General features: G+C 38.1%; 11 protein-coding genes. 10 read left to right on the forward strand and 1 reads right to left on the reverse strand.

Going from position 1 to position 18,266, the window contains the following annotated elements; genetic code table 11:
- The first annotated feature begins 103 nt into the window (after nt 1-103).
- Entirely contained in the window at nt 104-1,549 is a 1,446-nt protein-coding gene (locus FJ213_03270) for a hypothetical protein (GenBank protein MBM4175183.1), read from the forward strand.
- A 179-nt stretch (nt 1,550-1,728) separates the two neighbouring features.
- On the opposite strand, the gene FJ213_03275 is transcribed toward FJ213_03270, so the two are convergent.
- A complete protein-coding gene (locus FJ213_03275) occupies nt 1,729-2,679 on the reverse strand; it encodes a serine hydrolase (GenBank protein MBM4175184.1) in 951 nt (316 codons plus the stop codon).
- A gap of 90 nt (nt 2,680-2,769) precedes the next feature.
- Here FJ213_03275 and FJ213_03280 point away from each other — a divergent pair, with 90 nt between their 5' ends.
- The 9 genes from FJ213_03280 to FJ213_03320 form a co-directional block, all read left to right on the forward strand.
- Nucleotides 2,770-3,228: a dUTP diphosphatase gene (locus FJ213_03280; GenBank protein MBM4175185.1), complete on the forward strand. Its 459-nt coding sequence runs from the start codon at nt 2,770-2,772 to the stop codon at nt 3,226-3,228.
- Between the two features lie 102 nt (nt 3,229-3,330).
- Entirely contained in the window at nt 3,331-4,539 is a 1,209-nt protein-coding gene (locus FJ213_03285; protein ID MBM4175186.1) for an AI-2E family transporter, read from the forward strand.
- Between the two features lie 31 nt (nt 4,540-4,570).
- The gene (gene dnaE, locus FJ213_03290; GenBank protein ID MBM4175187.1) at nt 4,571-8,041 is read left to right on the forward strand and encodes a DNA polymerase III subunit alpha; all 3,471 of its coding nucleotides are present in this window, start codon (nt 4,571-4,573) and stop codon (nt 8,039-8,041) included.
- Nucleotides 8,042-8,162: 121 nt separating this feature from the next.
- Complete coding sequence (locus FJ213_03295; protein ID MBM4175188.1) at nt 8,163-8,975, forward strand: SDR family oxidoreductase; 813 nt, start codon at nt 8,163-8,165, stop codon at nt 8,973-8,975.
- Nucleotides 8,976-9,009: 34 nt separating this feature from the next.
- Complete coding sequence (locus tag FJ213_03300) at nt 9,010-10,152, forward strand: acyl-CoA dehydrogenase (GenBank protein MBM4175189.1); 1,143 nt, start codon at nt 9,010-9,012, stop codon at nt 10,150-10,152.
- A gap of 124 nt (nt 10,153-10,276) precedes the next feature.
- Nucleotides 10,277-10,603, forward strand: coding sequence for a thioredoxin (gene trxA, locus FJ213_03305; GenBank protein ID MBM4175190.1), 327 nt, complete (start codon nt 10,277-10,279; stop codon nt 10,601-10,603).
- 230 nt (nt 10,604-10,833) lie between these two features.
- The gene (locus FJ213_03310; protein ID MBM4175191.1) at nt 10,834-12,570 is read left to right on the forward strand and encodes a T9SS type A sorting domain-containing protein; all 1,737 of its coding nucleotides are present in this window, start codon (nt 10,834-10,836) and stop codon (nt 12,568-12,570) included.
- 135 nt (nt 12,571-12,705) lie between these two features.
- The gene (locus FJ213_03315; GenBank protein ID MBM4175192.1) at nt 12,706-15,666 is read left to right on the forward strand and encodes a hypothetical protein; all 2,961 of its coding nucleotides are present in this window, start codon (nt 12,706-12,708) and stop codon (nt 15,664-15,666) included.
- Nucleotides 15,667-15,687: 21 nt separating this feature from the next.
- On the forward strand, nt 15,688-18,266 hold a 2,579-nt coding region (locus FJ213_03320; GenBank protein ID MBM4175193.1), incomplete at its 3' end, for a hypothetical protein.

The following is an 18,266-nucleotide window of genomic DNA, read 5'->3' on the forward strand; positions in this document are numbered from 1 at the left end:
CATGATTAATTAAGATTAGTTATGATCAATTTTAAGAAAAAAGTTAACGTTCAAAGAAATTTTAATTGTAAATTACATCCGTAAAAATTAATTACTCGAAATATTGATATCCGATATAAAACAACTTGGCAAAGAAACAGCGGTCTATGGAATTAGTACAATACTCAGCCGCTTCCTAAATTTTCTTCTCGTACCCTTTTATACAAACGTATTTACACAAGCCGAGTACGGAATTGTAACAAATGTTTTTGCCTACATCGCCCTATTGAACATCATTTACTTGTATGGAATGGATTCCGCTTATCTTAAGTTTGCAACTTCAGGAGAAGGTTTGGATGAAAAAACGACTTTCAGCACTTCGTATAATTCTGTTTTTATAACTTCGATATTTTTTTCGCTTTTATTTTTAATCTTAAATCAGCCCATTAGCTCGATCTTTGTTTTAGAGCCAGGACAAAATTCGATTGTGTATTATACAATGGGTGTGTTATTCTTTGATGCGATTGCTCTTGTCCCTTTTGCGAGACTACGATTACAAAATAAAGCATTTAAATTCGCCCTCATTAAATCCATTAATATTATTATAAACCTATTTCTGAATGTTGTTCTTATTGTGAAATTTAAAATGGGGATTGAAGCTGTTTTTCTGAGTGCATTTGTTGCTTCAGTTGCAACTTGGATAATATTACTTCCTGATATTTTTAAGAATTTGAGTTTTGGTTTGAATCGTCAATTACTTAAGGAACTGCTTAAATTCGGAATTCCATTTGCACCAGCTGGACTTGCATCAATGATCACTCGCGTAATTGATCGGCCTGTTATGTTAGCATTAACCGATGCATCAACTGTAGGAGTTTATCAGGCTAACTACAAACTGGGAATTTTTATGATGCTCTTTGTTTCCATGTTTCAATACGCCTGGCAGCCATTTTACTTGAAAAACGCTTACCGTGATGATGCAAAAATTCTGTTCGGAAAAGTCCTAACATATTTTACTCTGGCTGCATCGCTGATTTTCATCGTGCTTAGTCTGTTTATCGAAGACTTTGTTAAAATCAGTATTCTTGGAAAATACATTATCGGACAAAATTTTTGGGGCGGATTGTACATCGTTCCGATAATATTGATGGCGTATTTATTTAATGGGCTTTATGTCAACTTTCTTGCCGGAATTCAGATTGAAAAGAAAACTAAGTTCATGCCATTGGTTACCGGAATTGGAGCTGTTGTTAACGTCACGGCAAATTTTGTTTTGATCCCAATTTGGGGAATGCTCGGTGCGGCTTATGCAACTCTGCTTAGCTTACTCGTGATGACAATTTTAATATTTTTTATTTCGCAGAAGTATTATAGAATACATTACGAGTTTAAAAAAATTATTCTTACAGCATTTGCACTATTCTTGTCTTATGGAGGCTACATAGTTGTGAGAGAGTTGATTGATGTAAATGAGACCCCCCTCAAAATTCTATCTGTTTGCTCTTTTGTTCTGTTGATCTATTTATTCGGCTTGGTGGATGTTAAAAGTTTTAAAAAGTTATTTATCTAACTGAAGTTGCGCAGAATGGACTTTTTGTCATGTTGAATCCCGAGTAATCGGGACGAAACATCTAAAAAAATCTGAAAATTGCAGCATTAGATTCTTCATCCGTCAGTTGACGGATTCAGAATGACTGGTTTGCGTAACTTCAGTTAGCTAATTTAGATTGTAATTACCTGTTATTCATTTCAATATTCTAGTTCCCCTCTTGTGAAATAATTGTAAATCATTTTTGCTGTTTTAGCGACAGCATTTTGGGCTTTGTTGTCATGTGTCCATTGTGTGTCTTTGCTTTGATCGGCGAAGATTGCGATTCCTATGTCTGCTTTTGGAGAAAAAATAATTCCTACATCAATTCTGCTTTGATCTACTGCACCGGTTTTATTTGCAACTTGTATATTTTCTCCAGAAGGAAGAAATCTTCTGATCATCGAATCGTCGTTTTGGTTTTTCATAATCGAGATTATTTTCTCAGAGTAAGTTGAATCTATAACTTCACGCTTGTAAATTTTTTCAAGTAAATTGATCATCTCGTTTGGTGAAGAATAACCGAGTCCGAATCTTATCGATTCGTACGTTTTCTTTTTTGTCGCGAAAGAAAATACTTTGTTTAACAGTTTTGTGCTGTTCAATCCAAGGGAAGTCATTCGGTTATTTACAGCGTTTAACTTGTCCTCATGGTCATTACCGAGTTGATCAATTACAATATTCGTTGCAGTATTATCTGAAAGTATGATCATTAGAGTCGCGGCGTCTATCAATTTAATTTTTGTATCGCCGTCAAAATTTTGAAGTACACCTGCCCCGCCAACTTTAACTGAATCTAAAATTGTAACAAACTTTTGCAAATCAATTTTTTTGCTTTTTGCTTGAGAGAAAAGCTCAACCAAGATAGGAAGCTTAATCACGCTCGCTGTTGGGAATAGAGAATCGGCGTTGACAAAAATAGTTTCACCTGTATTGAAATTTTTTGCTGCTGCTCCAATGATTCCTTCGTATTCAAGAGCAAGATTCTGAATGTCTTTTTCTACCTTTTCTTTTATGAGAAGAGAAACATTATGCTTGATGCAGCCGAAAAATAAAATTGAAGCTGATAGAGTGATGAGCAAATATTTCATTTTATACTTTCGTTTTGTCAAAGGTAATAAAAAATTTTTGTTTGAGGCAAATTATTACCTGTTTGATTTTTTCTTTGAATCGTTTAAATTGGAGTACAATAATTCCCGCAGATGAGAGATAAAATTAATATCAAGATAAAACGACTTTCGAAAAAATTCCTTGACGTTCCACTTCCAGCTTATGCTACCGACGACTCATCTGGGATGGATGTACGTGCAGCGGTGGACACATCAGTCACACTTAGTTCATTCGAAACAAAATTAATCCCGACTGATTTTGCGATGGAAATTCCTTCCGGTTATGAAGCGCAAATTCGTCCTCGCAGTGGACTTGCAGCAAAAAATTTTATTACAATTTTAAATTCGCCTGGAACAATCGATGCAGATTACCGCGGCGAAGTAAAAATAATTTTATCCAATTTAGGCAAGGAAGACTTTGTTGTAAACCGCGGCGACAGAATCGCTCAGATGATAATTTCCAAAGTTGAAAAAGCGGAACTCATCGAATCGGAAGAATTGAACAATACTCATCGCAGCGGCGGAGGTTTTGGCCACTCGGGAGTTAGGTGAGGAAATGCGGAGTGCAGAATGCGAAATGCGGAGTGCAGAGTGCGGAGTTCTGAAAGCTGACTGCCGAATACGGAGTAGAAAAATTATACACAAGTTTGTTAAATGAAAGACATTAAAGAAAAATTATTTGATTTCAATTTTTTGCTTCTGATGATTGCTTCGCTGGTTGTATTCGGTGTATTGATCTATAGCGTCAGCAGCATCATTTCGCCGATCATTGTCTTTTTAATTCTACTGATAATTTTATTCCCGCTGAGATCAAACAAATTCGCAAGCTCGCTGCTGTGGTCTTCGCTGCTTCTGTTCTTCATCTGGATGTTCGATGAGCTGGGAAAGATACTCGCACCGTTCATCATTGCATTCTTACTTGCATACATTCTCGATCCGGTTCTTGATAAGCTTCAGAAAAAAAATATTTCAAGAACTTTGAGTGCTGCAATTATAATGATTGGTGTCTCTATATTTATTGGAATGGTAATCGCATTTGTTGTACCTCCTTTCTTTGGTCAGATCACAAACTTAATTTCAGCAGCACCGCAATTTGCGAATAACTTTCAATCTTGGATTCAAAATAATTTATTGGTATTTCTTGAAAAACTTGGATTCCCAAAAGAATCTATCGAAACTTATATAATAAGTAATATTTCTGCTAAGATTGAACAAATCCTTACTTCTATTTTAAATGGATTCCTCAACATCTTCGGAAGTATTGGAACAGTGCTCAATCAGCTTGTTAATCTTTTTATAATTCCGATCTTGACTTTCTACATCTTGAAAGATTTCGATTTCATTCTCGAGAATTTTAAAAATCTTTTTCCAAAAAGATTTCATCAATCAATGGAAGAGTTTGCTTCGAAAATCAACAAAATAGTCGGAAGCTATCTGCGAGGTGCTCTTATTGTCTGTTTAATCAATGCTGCTGTTATCACAACTTTCCTATCTATAATAGGTGTCCGGTATTCGTTTGTGCTCGGAATCCTTTCCGGAGTGTTTTGTTTCATACCATATTTTGGAGTGCTGATAAGTTTTTCAATTGGATTCATTGTTGCACTATTCAGCGGATTAGCTCCGTTGAGTTTGCTTCTTATCCCAGTACTTTACTTCGGAGAAAATTTACTTGAGAGTAGTATCTTTTACCCGAAAATTGTTGGTTCACAGATTGGAATGCACCCGGCGATGTTGATTTTGTCTCTATTTGTGTTTTCTTATTTCTTGGGACTTGTTGGAATGTTGATTGCAGTTCCAACAACTTCTATAATTTTATTGTTTGTACGTGAACGAATTGCCAAGCGCGATCAAAGTTCAGCGTAATGATTTTATTTGTTTAAGTAAGGAGTTTTAGTTGCCAGAGTTTGTACATCTTCATAACCATTCTGATTTCAGTCTTCAAGATGGTGCCTGCCGAATTTCCGATCTAGTCCGTGCCACTGTCGATAATAAAATGAGAGCCGTTGCTTTGACAGATCACGGAGTTCTTTTTGGTGCGATTGAATTCTATAAGGAAGCGAAAGCGAACGGAATAAAGCCGATCATCGGTATGGAAGCATATGTCACAATCGAGGGCGATAGATTTTCTCGACCGGCAGTCCCGACAGTAATGACCGCGAGTGGAAAGAAACGTGCGAAGCATTATAATCATTTGGTCCTCATCGCAAAAAATGCGCAAGGATTTAAAAATCTTGGAATTCTTTCAACGCTTGGATTCACAGAGGGATACTATTTCCGTCCGCGAATTGATATCGATATAATTAAAAAATATTCGGAAGGATTGATTTGTCTTTCAGCATGTGCTGCTGGTGTTGTAGCGCATCCACTTGTTAACAACGATTATGATCGTGCAAAAAGAATTGCGATTAAATACAAAGAAATTTTCGGCGATGATTTTTATCTCGAGTTACAAAATCACAGCATGGATGTGGACGAATACATCATGCAGGGAGTTCCGAAAATTGCGAAAGAAATTGATGCAAAACTGATCGCGACGAACGACTGTCATTATATAAAACCGAATCACGCAATTCCTCACAATGTACTGATGAAAATATCTGAATCGCGCGGCGAAGTTGATTACGAAACTCTTCGCTATGGAACAGATCAAATCTATTTCAAAAATTCGGAAGAGATGGCTTTACTGTTCCGTGATTTTCCAGATGCAATTGAAAATACTCTCGAAGTTGCTGAAAAATGTAACCTTGAACTTAAACTTGGTGAAAACTTTTTTCCGAGATTCCCAATCCCAGAAGATGCAGAAACAGATTCTCTTGACAGTTATCTCACTCAACTGTCTTATGAAGGGCTTAAAAATAAAGTTGAGAAAATCTCAGATGATTTAAAGCTGCGTTTGGAATATGAGCTATCTGTAATCAAACAGATGGGCTACTCAGGTTATTTTCTTATTGTGCAGGATTTTATCCGTGCGGCAAAAAGCAAAAGTATTGCTGTCGGTCCTGGACGTGGCTCGGCTGCCGGCAGTTTAGTTTCTTATGCGCTTGATATTACAAATGTTAATCCACTCGAATATGGATTACTCTTCGAGAGATTTTTGAATCCTGATCGTGTCTCAATGCCCGATATAGATTGTGATTTTGCTGACGATGGCCGGGAAGAAATAATTCAGTACGTTCGAGAAAAATATGGCGCAGAAAATGTCGCGCAGATTATAACCTTTAACAGATTGTCATCAAGACAGATTATAAATGATGTCGGTCGTGTTCTTAATCTTCCGATTCCGGAGGTTCGTGAGATAACTAAAAACATTCCATCGGTATTTGGAAAAGTTTTATCGATTAATCAGGCAATAAAAGAAGTTCCGGAATTAAGTTTTTTAAAGCGTCCTAAGGATGAACAAATTAAAAAACTGATAGAATACTCAACCGTACTTGAAAATTTAAATCGAAATGCATCGGTTCATGCTGCAGGAGTAGTGATTGCTCCTGGTCCAATTCAAGAATATTCTCCACTATTTAAAACAAATGATAATTCAATCGTTACACAATACGATATGAAAGACCTCGAAGAAGTCGGTCTGATAAAAATGGACATTCTTGGTCTGCGTACATTAACGATCATCCAAAAGTCATTAAAGTTCATCAAAGAAATTTATAATGTTGATATTGATATAGAAAAAATTCCTCTTGACGATCCTAAAACTTTCGAACTGTTTGGGAAAGGAAAAACAGTCGGTGTATTTCAGTTTGATAAGCAGCATACACAAGAATACTTGAAGCGGTTGAAACCAACTTCGATTTCAGAACTATCTGCAATGAATGCACTGAATCGGCCTGGCCCAATGCAATACATTGATGAATTTATTGATAGAAAGTATGGACGTAAACAGATCAGATACATTCATCCATCTCTCGAACCGATATTAAAGGAGACTTACGGAATTATTGTATATCAGGAGCAAGTAATCCGGATTGCAAATGAAATCGTTGGTTATTCACTCGCAAAAGCTGATTTGATGCGTCGAGCTATGGGTAAGAAAGATGAAAAATTTATGATCGCTCTTGAAATGGAGTTTATTGAAGAGGGAGTGAAGAATGGACTTGATAGAAAAATCGTTGAAGAGATTTTTAATGAAATAAAAAAATTCAAGGATTACGGATTCAATAAGAGTCATAGTGTTGCTTATTCAATTCTTGCATTTCAGACTGCATATTTAAAAGCTCGTTACCCGGTTGAGTTTTTAGCTGCAAACATGTGCGCTAACTTAACAAAGCAGGATGAAATTTCTCCGTTTCTAAATGAATGCAGCAAAATGCATATACAGGTTCTCCCGCCGGATGTGAATGAATCTCATGTTGACTTCACAATAGAAGATGGTGCGATTCGGTTCGGATTGGCTGCAATTAAGAATGTCGGTGTTTCAGCAGTGGAAGATATTGTGAAAGCTCGGCTTGAAAAACCTTTTACGAGCATTTTCGATTTTTGCAGCCGGACTGATACGCGCATAGTTAATAAACGTGCACTTGAAGGATTGATTCTTGCTGGAGCTTTTGATCGATTGCATAGACATCGTTCTCAGCTTTTTCATGGGGTCGATGTTGCATTGAATTATGGACAAAAAAAACAAGAAAGAGATCGGATCGGACAAGCATCAATTTTTGATTCTCCCGCAATTAACGGTGATACTAATCATGAGCCGAAACTTCCAAATGTGCAGACATGGTCTCGTCCAGAAAGATTAAGAAAAGAAAGAGAAGTTTTAGGTTTTTATATTTCAGGACACCCTTTGACTGACCAAGATTTATATGTTCGATCTTTCAGTAATATTTTTCTTGGTGAGGTTGAGCATTACGATGAACGCGACCGAGCTGTAACAGTTTGTGTAGTTCTACTTGAAATCACCACACGGATTTATAAGGAAACAAAAACACTTGCCAAAATAAAGATACAGGACTTGACGGGGGAGAGTGAGGGAATTTTGTTTGACGAACAGTATAAACTCTATCAACACCTTCTTAAAGAATACAGTACTGTTATATTGCGCGGTATCGCAGAAAAAAGAGGCGACTCAATCCAGGTTCGAGTAAATGAAGTGATTCCTGTTGATGAGGCGGTTAAACGACTTTCTTCGGGAGTTGTGATTGATATTGAAATTGATAACACATCTAAATCATCACTCGCAAAACTTAAAGAACTTTTAATAAAACATAAAGGCGGATTGCCGGTGTTTTTGAATGCAATTGCAAAAGATGGAAAGAGTGAAAGATTTGTTTTGAAAAATCATTTAATTTCAATGAGCAATGGAATTCTGAACGAATTAACAAAAATCTTTCCGGCTGAAAGTATTTTAATTATTTCTAAATAGATTCCAATTGTTTAGTGAACTATGAAAATTAAGCGAAAAAATCTTGCTGGTTGATTTATCCATTTTGGTTTTTTAAGTTGAGCAAACTTTTTCTGATAATGAACGAAACAAAAGGAGACATATGGAAAAGAATTGGGCACTAATTCTTGGTGCATCGAGTGGATTTGGTGGAGCTGCGGCCATAGAATTGGCAAAGAATGGATACAACATTTTCGGCATTCATTTGGACAGGCAAATAACTATGCCGAAAGTTCAACAGATAATTAAGAAAATTGAAAGGACAGGAAATCAAGCTGTATTTTTTAATATCAATGCTGCGGATGCAATTAAAAGAAATGAAATTCTTGATGAGATGAAGGAGAGATTCTCGAAAGAAAAAGGAAAAGTGAAAGTTCTAATTCACTCTCTCGCATTTGGTACATTGAAACCTTTCATTGCAAAGCAATCAACCGATGCGATTTCGCAAGCTCAGATGGAAATGACAATGGATGTTATGGCAAACTCGCTTGTGTATTGGACACAGGGACTCGTCTTTAGGAATCTCTTAGGAGAAGGGGGGAGGATCTTTGGGTTAACGAGTGCTGGTTCGCACACTGTAATCAATAATTATGGCGCAGTCTCTGCAGCTAAAGCCGCGCTCGAAGCTCATATACGGCAATTGTCTGTAGAACTTGCTCCGATGGGTATCACAGCAAATGCAATACTAGCAGGTGTCACTGATACTCCGGCACTTCATAAAATTCCTGGTGCAAAACAAATGATAGATGTAGCAAAAACAAAAAATCCATTTGGGAGATTAACTACGCCGGAAGACGTTGCGCATGCAATTGTTTCTCTCTGTCACTCGAACTGTAGTTGGATTTCTGGAAATGTTATTGGTGTGGATGGTGCGGAATATATTGTGAATTATACTGGCGAGAAGACAAATAAATAGAAAAACTTGAATCTTGATGAGAGGATAATAATAAATGTTTGAAATGAAATTTACTGAAGAACAAAACATGCTTCGGGAAATGGTTCGTGATTTCACAAATAAGGAAATCAAACCGATCGCAAATAAAATTGATGAAGATGAAAAAATCCCGCAGGAGCTGATTAAAAAAATTGCTGAACTTGGGCTGCTTGGTACTGCTTTCCCGACTGAGTACGGTGGTGGTGGATTCGGTGAAGTTGGTTATTGCATCCAGCAGGAAGAGATTTCTCGAGCATGTCTCTCAACCGCAACGTTTATCGGAGCACATCAATCAATCGGAACAAATGCCATCTATCTTGGTGGTACTGAAGAGCTAAAAAAGAAGTATGTTGCTCCGCTTGCACAAGGCGAATACATCGGCGCATTTTGTTTGACAGAAACACAAGCTGGCTCGGATTCATTCAACGTTAAAACTCGTGCTCATTTAGACGGGAATGAATGGATTTTGAATGGTGAAAAACTTTGGATCACAAACGGCTCTCTTGCTGACATTGTAACTGTTTTTGCGCGAACTGATCGTGGGGTAAGTGCATTTGTTGTCGAAACTAAATGGCCGGGGTTTTCTGCAGGCCCAGCAGAAAAGAAAATGGGAATCAAAGGAAGCACAACCAATGCAATTACTTTCGATAATGTTCGTGTACCAAAAGAAAATTTAATTGGGCAAGATGGACGTGGATTTTTGCTCGCAATGAAAACACTCGATGCTGGTCGTTTAGGATTGGGTGCGTGCTGTGTTGGAGCTGCAAAACAGCTTTTAGAAGATTCAACAAGATATGCAAAAGAGCGAGTTCAATTCGATCAATCTATCAGCAACTTTCAAGCAATTCAATTCATGTTAGCAGATATGGCAATCATGATTTATAATATGGAATCAATTGTTTATCGTACTGCTACCGATTACGATTTAAAGAAAAATATTTCCCGTCAAGCTGCGATAGTTAAATACTATTGCTCAGAAGCACTATGTCAAGTCTCTGATTTAGCCGTACAAATTCATGGGGGAATGGGGTATTCACGTGAATTGCACATCGAACGATTTTATCGTGATGCGAGGATTAATAAAATTTTCGAAGGTACGAATGAAATCCAAAAAGGAATTATTGCTCGAGATTTAATTAAGAGAAATGGAGTCGTCTAAAGTTTTGAAGTGAATCCAATTACTGAATAAATTTAACTGAATCTATTCAGATATCGATTCATCTAATTTTGTACAAGTAAAGAAAGTTAATATATTTATTCTAAGAAAAATTGGAGATTAATTAATGAAACCTATTGAAGTTACTGATGACAGTTTTAAGAGCGAAGTTCTTGAATCGAATTTGCCGGTGCTTGTTGACTTCTGGGCAATCTGGTGCGGACCCTGTAGACTAATTGCACCTGTTGTTGAAGAACTTGCAAAAAAATACGACGGGAAATTTAAATTTGCTAAAGTCGATGTTGATGCAAATCAAAAAGTTGCAATGGAATATGGGATTAGAAGTATTCCAACTTTGATGATCTTCAAAGGCGGGCAGGTACATTCATCATTAATCGGTGCAGTGCCAAAAGGAAATTTAGTAACAAAAATTGAAGATGCATTAAGTAATTAACAGCATACATTGGCTGTTGTCGTGTCGGAAAATCTCTCATTTTTATTGCTCTTGACAGAGTTTTTCGAAATGAGTTTATTTGCAAAAAATCGCAAAAAACACTTGACAAAAAAACCTACAAATATTATTATGTATTAAAATGAAGGGTTGCATAAATAGAAATAAATAAGAAGAAGAAAATATCTTCACAATTAATTAACAACACCTCAAACATAAAGAAGGAGAGCGCAATGCTTAAAAAAACTTCCACTTTTTTATTGATGCTTCTATTTACCACTTCGCTGGTGTTTGCTCAATCAGCAACACAGCAGGTATTCGATAAAGCACCAAAACCGGTGTTCGAAAACTTAACCTTGGATAAAAATTTCCCAGGGTCAAATCCGGTTCTACCACATGCAGTAACAGCGGTGTTAGCTGGCAAAATGTGGAATGCTTATACAACACAAGCATCCTATACTAACCAGATTATCACCGATCCTTTCTCCGGTTTGATCGCTATTATCCATAGAGTTGATAGAACCGGTGCGGGCAGCGGTAGAATTGTTTACCAAGCATCCGACGATGGTGGTGCAAACTGGACTCCACAAATCGGACCAATGAACTTAGCGCCATGGAATGTTGGTCGTCATCCAAATATTTCACTGTCGAATCCAACAAAAGATATCACACCTGGTGCACAGGCAGTAGTCGGTAGTTGGGCTGAACTAAGTGCAAGCTGGTTCTGGTATCAATTTGCAAGCGATCCTACAGTTGGACAGAGTTCGTTCACTCAAAAAATTGACAGTACTTATTATCCTGGTGATGAAACATTTGTTAATACAAGAGGACATGTGTTCGCGAATTTACCTCTAATTGACTATGTTGTTTCCGGTGCAGATACAATCAACCAATATCTCTGGAAATCAACCGACCAGGGAATGACTTGGACTAAATCAGCACTTTCCTATACCAAAGATTTTAATGATGATACTTGGAATGGTACCAAGGGATTCATTAACAAAAATGGTATCGGTTATATTATGGTCGAAGGGCACAAACCAGGCCAAGCATTCTACACTTTTGGATATAAGAAAACGACAAATGATGGTGACACATGGGATGCAAACTGGACATGGGTAAATCCATTCACCTTAACCGCATTAAGCGGTAAAGTACATGCACTCAACTATGAAGTCGATGCTATCGTTGGCGGAAACGGTCATCTCTATTTTGCAGGTACCTTTGTCGATACAGTAAACACTGGTGCAGCAAGCAATACCGGCGTATATGTAATTCATGGTGATGGAGCAAGCTTTACAGGTGAATTAGTCAGCAAAGTAAACAGAACTTCACGTTCATTACCAGGCGGACTTTCAACTCTTAATGAGATTGAATTTGCAACAAACTGGAATGGAACAATTGGCGTTCTTAAATTCTGCGACACTCCAACAGCAACAGATACATTGTATGATGTTTTCATGGCTGGTGTATGGGGAACTGCAAAAACAGTCAACAACATTACCATGACGCCTGCAGTTCATGAAAAATATTCTCAAATGTCTGCTTGGGGATTCCAAGAAACCGGTACAAACACATTCAGAGCAGACGCTATGTACACTATTTTCGGTTCTGGTGATACCAATGACTTAGGTGAGGCAGAACTCTGGTATCTCAGTGGTAATACATTTACCATTACCTCAGTTGATGACAATCCAGGAGTAGTTGGAAGCTTTGATCTCGAACAAAACTTCCCGAACCCATTCAACCCATCCACAACAATTCGCTACACCATTCCTGAGAATGGGTTAGTAACGTTGAAAGTGTTCGACGTCCTCGGAAGAGAAGTTACAACTTTAATTAATGAAGTCCAGAATGCTGGAACGCATACTGCACAATTCAGTGGCAAGGATATGCCGTCAGGTATGTACCTCTACACAATTACCGCAGGTAACTTCACTTCAACAAAGAAAATGATGCTTGTTAAGTAAGAACTTTAACAAGTAATTTTGATTTTCAGGTACTGGGGAGAATAGAGAAATATTCTCCCCTTTACTTCTTTAATAGAAATATTAATTTACGTGGCGATAACTCCTATAAGTAAAACAATAGAGAGGGAGAAATAAATGAAAAAAATTCTATACGTATTATTGGCGTTTTCCATGTTAATGGTGAGCAATTCATTTGCACAAACTGTTACTGGAAAGTTAGCCGGTAAGGTCACCGATGCTCGTACTGGTGATCCACTTCCTGGTGCGAATATTCTCCTCGTTGGGACGGAACTTGGTGCCGCCACCAATGTTAGAGGGGAATATTTTATTCTCAATATAGTTCCTGGTACATACGATGTCCGAATCAGTTTCGTTGGATATGCAACTGAAACAGTTCGGGGTGTTCGTGTTGTTGCCGGTATTACAAAAGAATTAGATGTTGATCTCGCAGAAGCAACTGCCGAATTAAAAGAGATCACGGTTACATCTCAAAGGACCTTCTTTGAGCAAAAAGCAACGAATACCGTCAAAGTAGTAGATAAAGATGAAATTGCAAGACTTCCTGTTCGAGGCGTGCAAAAAATTGCTGCGCTTCAAGCTGGTGTTGTTATGACTGAAGGCTCCGGCGGTGTTGACGGTAATGCTACCATTAACGTTAAAGGCGGCAGAGGCGGCGAAGTTCTATACATCGTAGATGGCGTTAGCCAAAACGATGCATACTGGGGCGCCAACTATAACCAAGTTTCAAATTCGGCAATCGAACAGCTTTCGTTCCAAATTGGTGGATTCGAAGCAAAATATGGTCAAGCACAATCAGGTATTATTAACGTTACAACTAAATCCGGATCAGGCAGCTATGCCGTATTCGGAGATGTTATAAGCAGCTCATTCACAGATCCTTACGGATACAATTTATATACTCTGAATTTGAGTGGTCCGTTCATTCCGAAGAACTCAAAACATACATTTTTCCTTTCAGCGGAAAGAGGTTGGTTCTTAGATCAAGATCCGCCCGCGGTTCCGATTGAAATAAAATCCCCGGTCAGAACCGGCGGCACATTAACAGTTGTTATGCCCGATGGTTCAGAAGTTCCTTGGACAGCCGGAATGGAAATTCCAGGTGGTGCAAAAGTAATAATGAAAAATCCGACATTCAGCACCGGTACAACTATTCTGGAGACAAAACCAAACAATGACCGTGGTTCCTGGAAACTAACCGGAAAAACTTTCCATGATTTAGGTTTCGTAACATTGAGAATGAGTGCCAATGTTAATATTGAAGACCGTAAATTGTTTGTTTACGATTTTATTAAAAATAATTCACATAGGAATCCATTATATCATCGTGAGAATCACTCTTATGCTGCACGAATCAGTCAGAATATTGGTGTCAGCACATTCTGGAATCTAAATTTCGGATATAAACTTTTCAAGGATGAGCAGATGGATCCCATTTTCAAACAAGATCTTGCAAAATATGGAGATACACTCTATAATCCATATCTGAAACTTCATGGATTTTTGCAAGGATTCTTGCTTGATAATGATTCTTTAGGTCTATTTTTGGATGAAGGATTCACAAATAATTCCTACAGCAAAAATTACAATCAAACGCTTCAATTTGACTTTGATTTGACAACACAGTATCAAAATCATCTTTTTGAATTAGGTGCAGGATTACAAGTTCTTGAACTCCATCGTTATTCAATAGGACCTACTGCCATTGCTAGAGACATTCGTGGTACTGCTCCGCCGTCAAAATTTAAACGTTATTCTGATAGAATACCTTTTTACTGGGGGTATGATATCTATGGCGGGGATTCTGAAGCTCTTGCAGACAGCTTTATTGCCCCAAGAAAACCGATTGTATTCTATGGTTACTTGCAGGATAGATTTGAATTATCAGATATAGTCATCAATCTTGGATTACGTTTTGATTATCTCGATTCTAAAACTGATGTTATACGCGATCCTGAGCGCCCATTCAGGTTTGGAAATGATCAAATCATTGATCCAGCTGATTTTGAACCAAAGAAACCAGAGATGTTTTTCAGTCCACGGCTTGGCATTGGTTTCCCAGTAACAACTTCCACTGTGTTCCATGCACAATATGGAAAATTTGTGCAAACACCTAATCTTTCCGATATGTTTGTGTGGACCCGCCATTATGAAGCAATTCAAAGCGGTGAAGGCGGCAGATTAGTAAGAACCGGTCAGATTGGGAGTGAAGTTACTACTCAATATGAAGTCGGATTCAGACAAATATTCGGAAATAATTTAGCTGCATTGAGTCTGAGCGCCTTCTATAAGAATACCAAAGGATTGATCAACTGGTCAACTACTGTATTTTATACAGGATTAGATCAGCAAAGCACGTACTTCGGGCCAACTAATACAGATTTTGGTACTATCAAAGGACTGACTATTGCTCTTGATGTTGCAAGGATCCAATTTGTTGCCTTATCCGTCAACTATACTTATCAAATTGCAGAAGGAACAGGTTCTTCTACAAGTTCTTCTTATGTTGCTACTTTCAGAAATGTTGATAATTCGATTCCAAAAGTTATTGCACCTTTGGATTTTGATCAGCGGCATACAGGAACTGTAAATCTTGATATTTTTATTCCCGAAGGAAAACTTGGTTTCTTTGAGCGTACAGGAATGAATTTCTTAATCTCATTTGCGAGCGGTAGACCGTATACACCACTTGAAGTACAAGATATTTCCGGTAGTGAGACAAATTATGGTGACACCAAGGGATATGTTAATTCAAAATACGGCCCGGGAATGTTCCGAATCGATATGAAAGTTGAAAAGACTTTCAAATTATTCGGCAATATACTTATTACCCCATATTTGTGGATTGACAATCTATTAGATGCAGATAATATTGTTAATGTATATCGTTCAACTGGAAGTCCTTACACTACTGGTTATCTTAATACAGACAGAGGTCAGAAAGTTGTTTTAGATAGTAAATACCCAGAATTATTTAAGGGAGATTACGAATTATTAGAAAGAAATCCTGATAATTTTGGTATACCTAGACAAATTAGATTAGGTTTAAAAGTTAATTTTTCTGGTATTAACTTTTAACTAAAGAAAAGGTAGATAAATATGATAAGATTAAAAAACTCACAATTTCTTAAAACCTTCTGCATTCTAACCGCAGTGGGATTATTATTCCTTGGTCTTACCTCCATTGAAAAAGATAACTCTGGTAAGTCAGGGAATTCCCAGAGATTGCAAAAGGTGGTCGGTGTGCACTACATGCAGATTAATAATATTGGCATGCCGATGAATAATTCCGGAATTATTGCGGATGTAGTTGTGCCTGGCTTCACTGCAACCGGTAAATTCGATGGTCACGGCTTCTTATACTCTGGTGGTTTTACCGTCAGTGGCTATAAGAAGCTTGGCACAGCAGATGAATTCTTGTGGGCAAACGGAGTCGCAACTGCATCTAGAATTAACGACTATGTTGCGGGTCCTGTCGGATCATCACCAACAAACCTAAAGAATAGAATATATGTTATTAGATCAGACGAACCTGTTTTCGGAACAAGCTGGCAGGAATGGCGTGATGCCGTTGCTCTCGGCGCTGATTTTTATGATGGTGACGGTGATGGGAAATATGATCCTAAAGATCTTAATGGAAACGGTGAATGGGATGCTGATGAAGATAGACCTGATTTACTCGGTGATGAAACTGCATGGTGCGTCTTTAACGACGGAAGACCTGCAAAAGAAAGACGTTATACAGATGTCGATCCTGTAGGTATTGAAATACACCAAACAGTATTTGGTTTTGCATCTGCAGGTTTATTAGGCAATATGCTGTTTATCAGATATAAAATGATTAACAAAGGTGCCGATGTTCTGGATAGCGTCTATTTCTCAATGTGGGCAGATCCGGATTTAGGTGAATACACAGACGACTTAGTTGGCTGCGATGCACCACAAGCAGTCAGCGGTTATCCTAAACCCGGAAACGTTGAAGGACGTAATGCCGGCTATGTATACAATGACGGTTCTGATAGTGAATACGGTAATAATCCACCAACTTACTTAGTTGACTTTTTCCAAGGTCCGTTCGTTCCCGGAGCTGCAACAGACACAGCATGGAATGTCCGTGGACCGGTCTTAGGGATTGAAGCTAATCCAGGTAAAAAACAGCTTGGTATCGCCTCATTTATTCAATATTTCCAATCAACACCTCCGGATCAAAATGATCCTGGAACGCGATTCGAATTAAGACATTATATGCAAGGATTTAACAAAAGAGGTATCCCAGTTAATCCTTGTACATGGTCGTTCGGTACTGTCCTTGGTGGTGTGGCCTGCGCTACTGTAGACGGACGGTACTTCTATTCCGGCGATCAAGTAAAAAACATCGGATGGATTAGCAATACGCCATCTGATCAAAGAATGATGCAAAATACAGGTATGTTCAAACTACGACCCAATTTAGACACAGTAATTATTACAGCTGCAATGATAGTTGGGCGTGGTGCATCTGCACTCGCGAGTATTGATGAAGCAAAGAAAATTTCTGATTTTGCTCAGGAAATTTATAATTCGAACTTTAGAACTGCTTCACCACCGCCGTTGGCTGCACCAAGCGTAAGAACTACTGAAAGTTCAATAGATTTAATATGGAACACCAGTAAAGCTCTTGCCTGGAAAGATGATCTAATGAAAATTGTCGGAACTGACACGACAATCATTTACAAACAACGCTTTGAAGGTTACGAACTATGGGCATTCAGAACAAACAATACTGCTGATTTAGTCGGCGGAGTTGATAATGCAAAGATTATCCAGCGTTGGGACCTTGCGAATAATTATGAAGACATTCTTGTCAGAAACGCTAAGACCGGAGAGGTTACTAAAAGACATCAAAAAGGTATTCAATTAAATCCAGCAGTTTACAGTGATCAGGTTAGAGGAGTTATTAAATATTCTCTAACAAGTGATCCTTTCACGGGCGGACCGATAGTTAAAGGCAGGCCATATTTCCTCGCATTAGTTGGATATGCGGTAAATGTTGATCCAATCTATTTCAAACCTGTTGATAAAGCTGTCGGAAACTACTTTTATGATGGAAAGGAAGTAATCAATCTTACAGCCAATGCAAAGAAAATCATTGAAGGCGGTATAGTTCCCGGCAGAGACTTTAACGATCCATATGATTTCGAAGTCAGCGTTCCGAAAACCGGTGCGACAGAAGCTACGGCTACATTCGAAGAAATAGATAAAGCAAAACTAACCGGTGAAAACTATGAGATAACGTTTTTCCGTAACACTGATTCGACTAATTATTTCATGAATTACCGTTTAGTGAATAAGACTAAGAACGACACAATGATTAAGTCATCCAATGCATACGAAAACCTACTTTCGGATGCTGATAAATATACAATACCAATAGTTGATGGTGTAATTCCGCGAATTAACTGGGTGCCGGCTGAAGTAAAGACCGCTGTTCGTTCCAGTTCATTAACTTGGGCAAGAAACTTCACAGCAGAAGTTAGTGGTGTATTTTACATTGGCAGTGATATTGCATCCCAAGCAGTAAAACCACTTGGCAGTCTTGGAGGCAGGAAAAATACTCTCATAACTGCCGACCAGCTTGGTCAATTGGAAGTTCAATTTAAACCAGGCAAAGCGTACCGTTACATTAGTAACTCACTCGG

Source organism: Ignavibacteria bacterium, assembly GCA_016873845.1.
GTDB lineage: Bacteria > Bacteroidota > Ignavibacteria > Ch128b > Ch128b > JAHJVF01.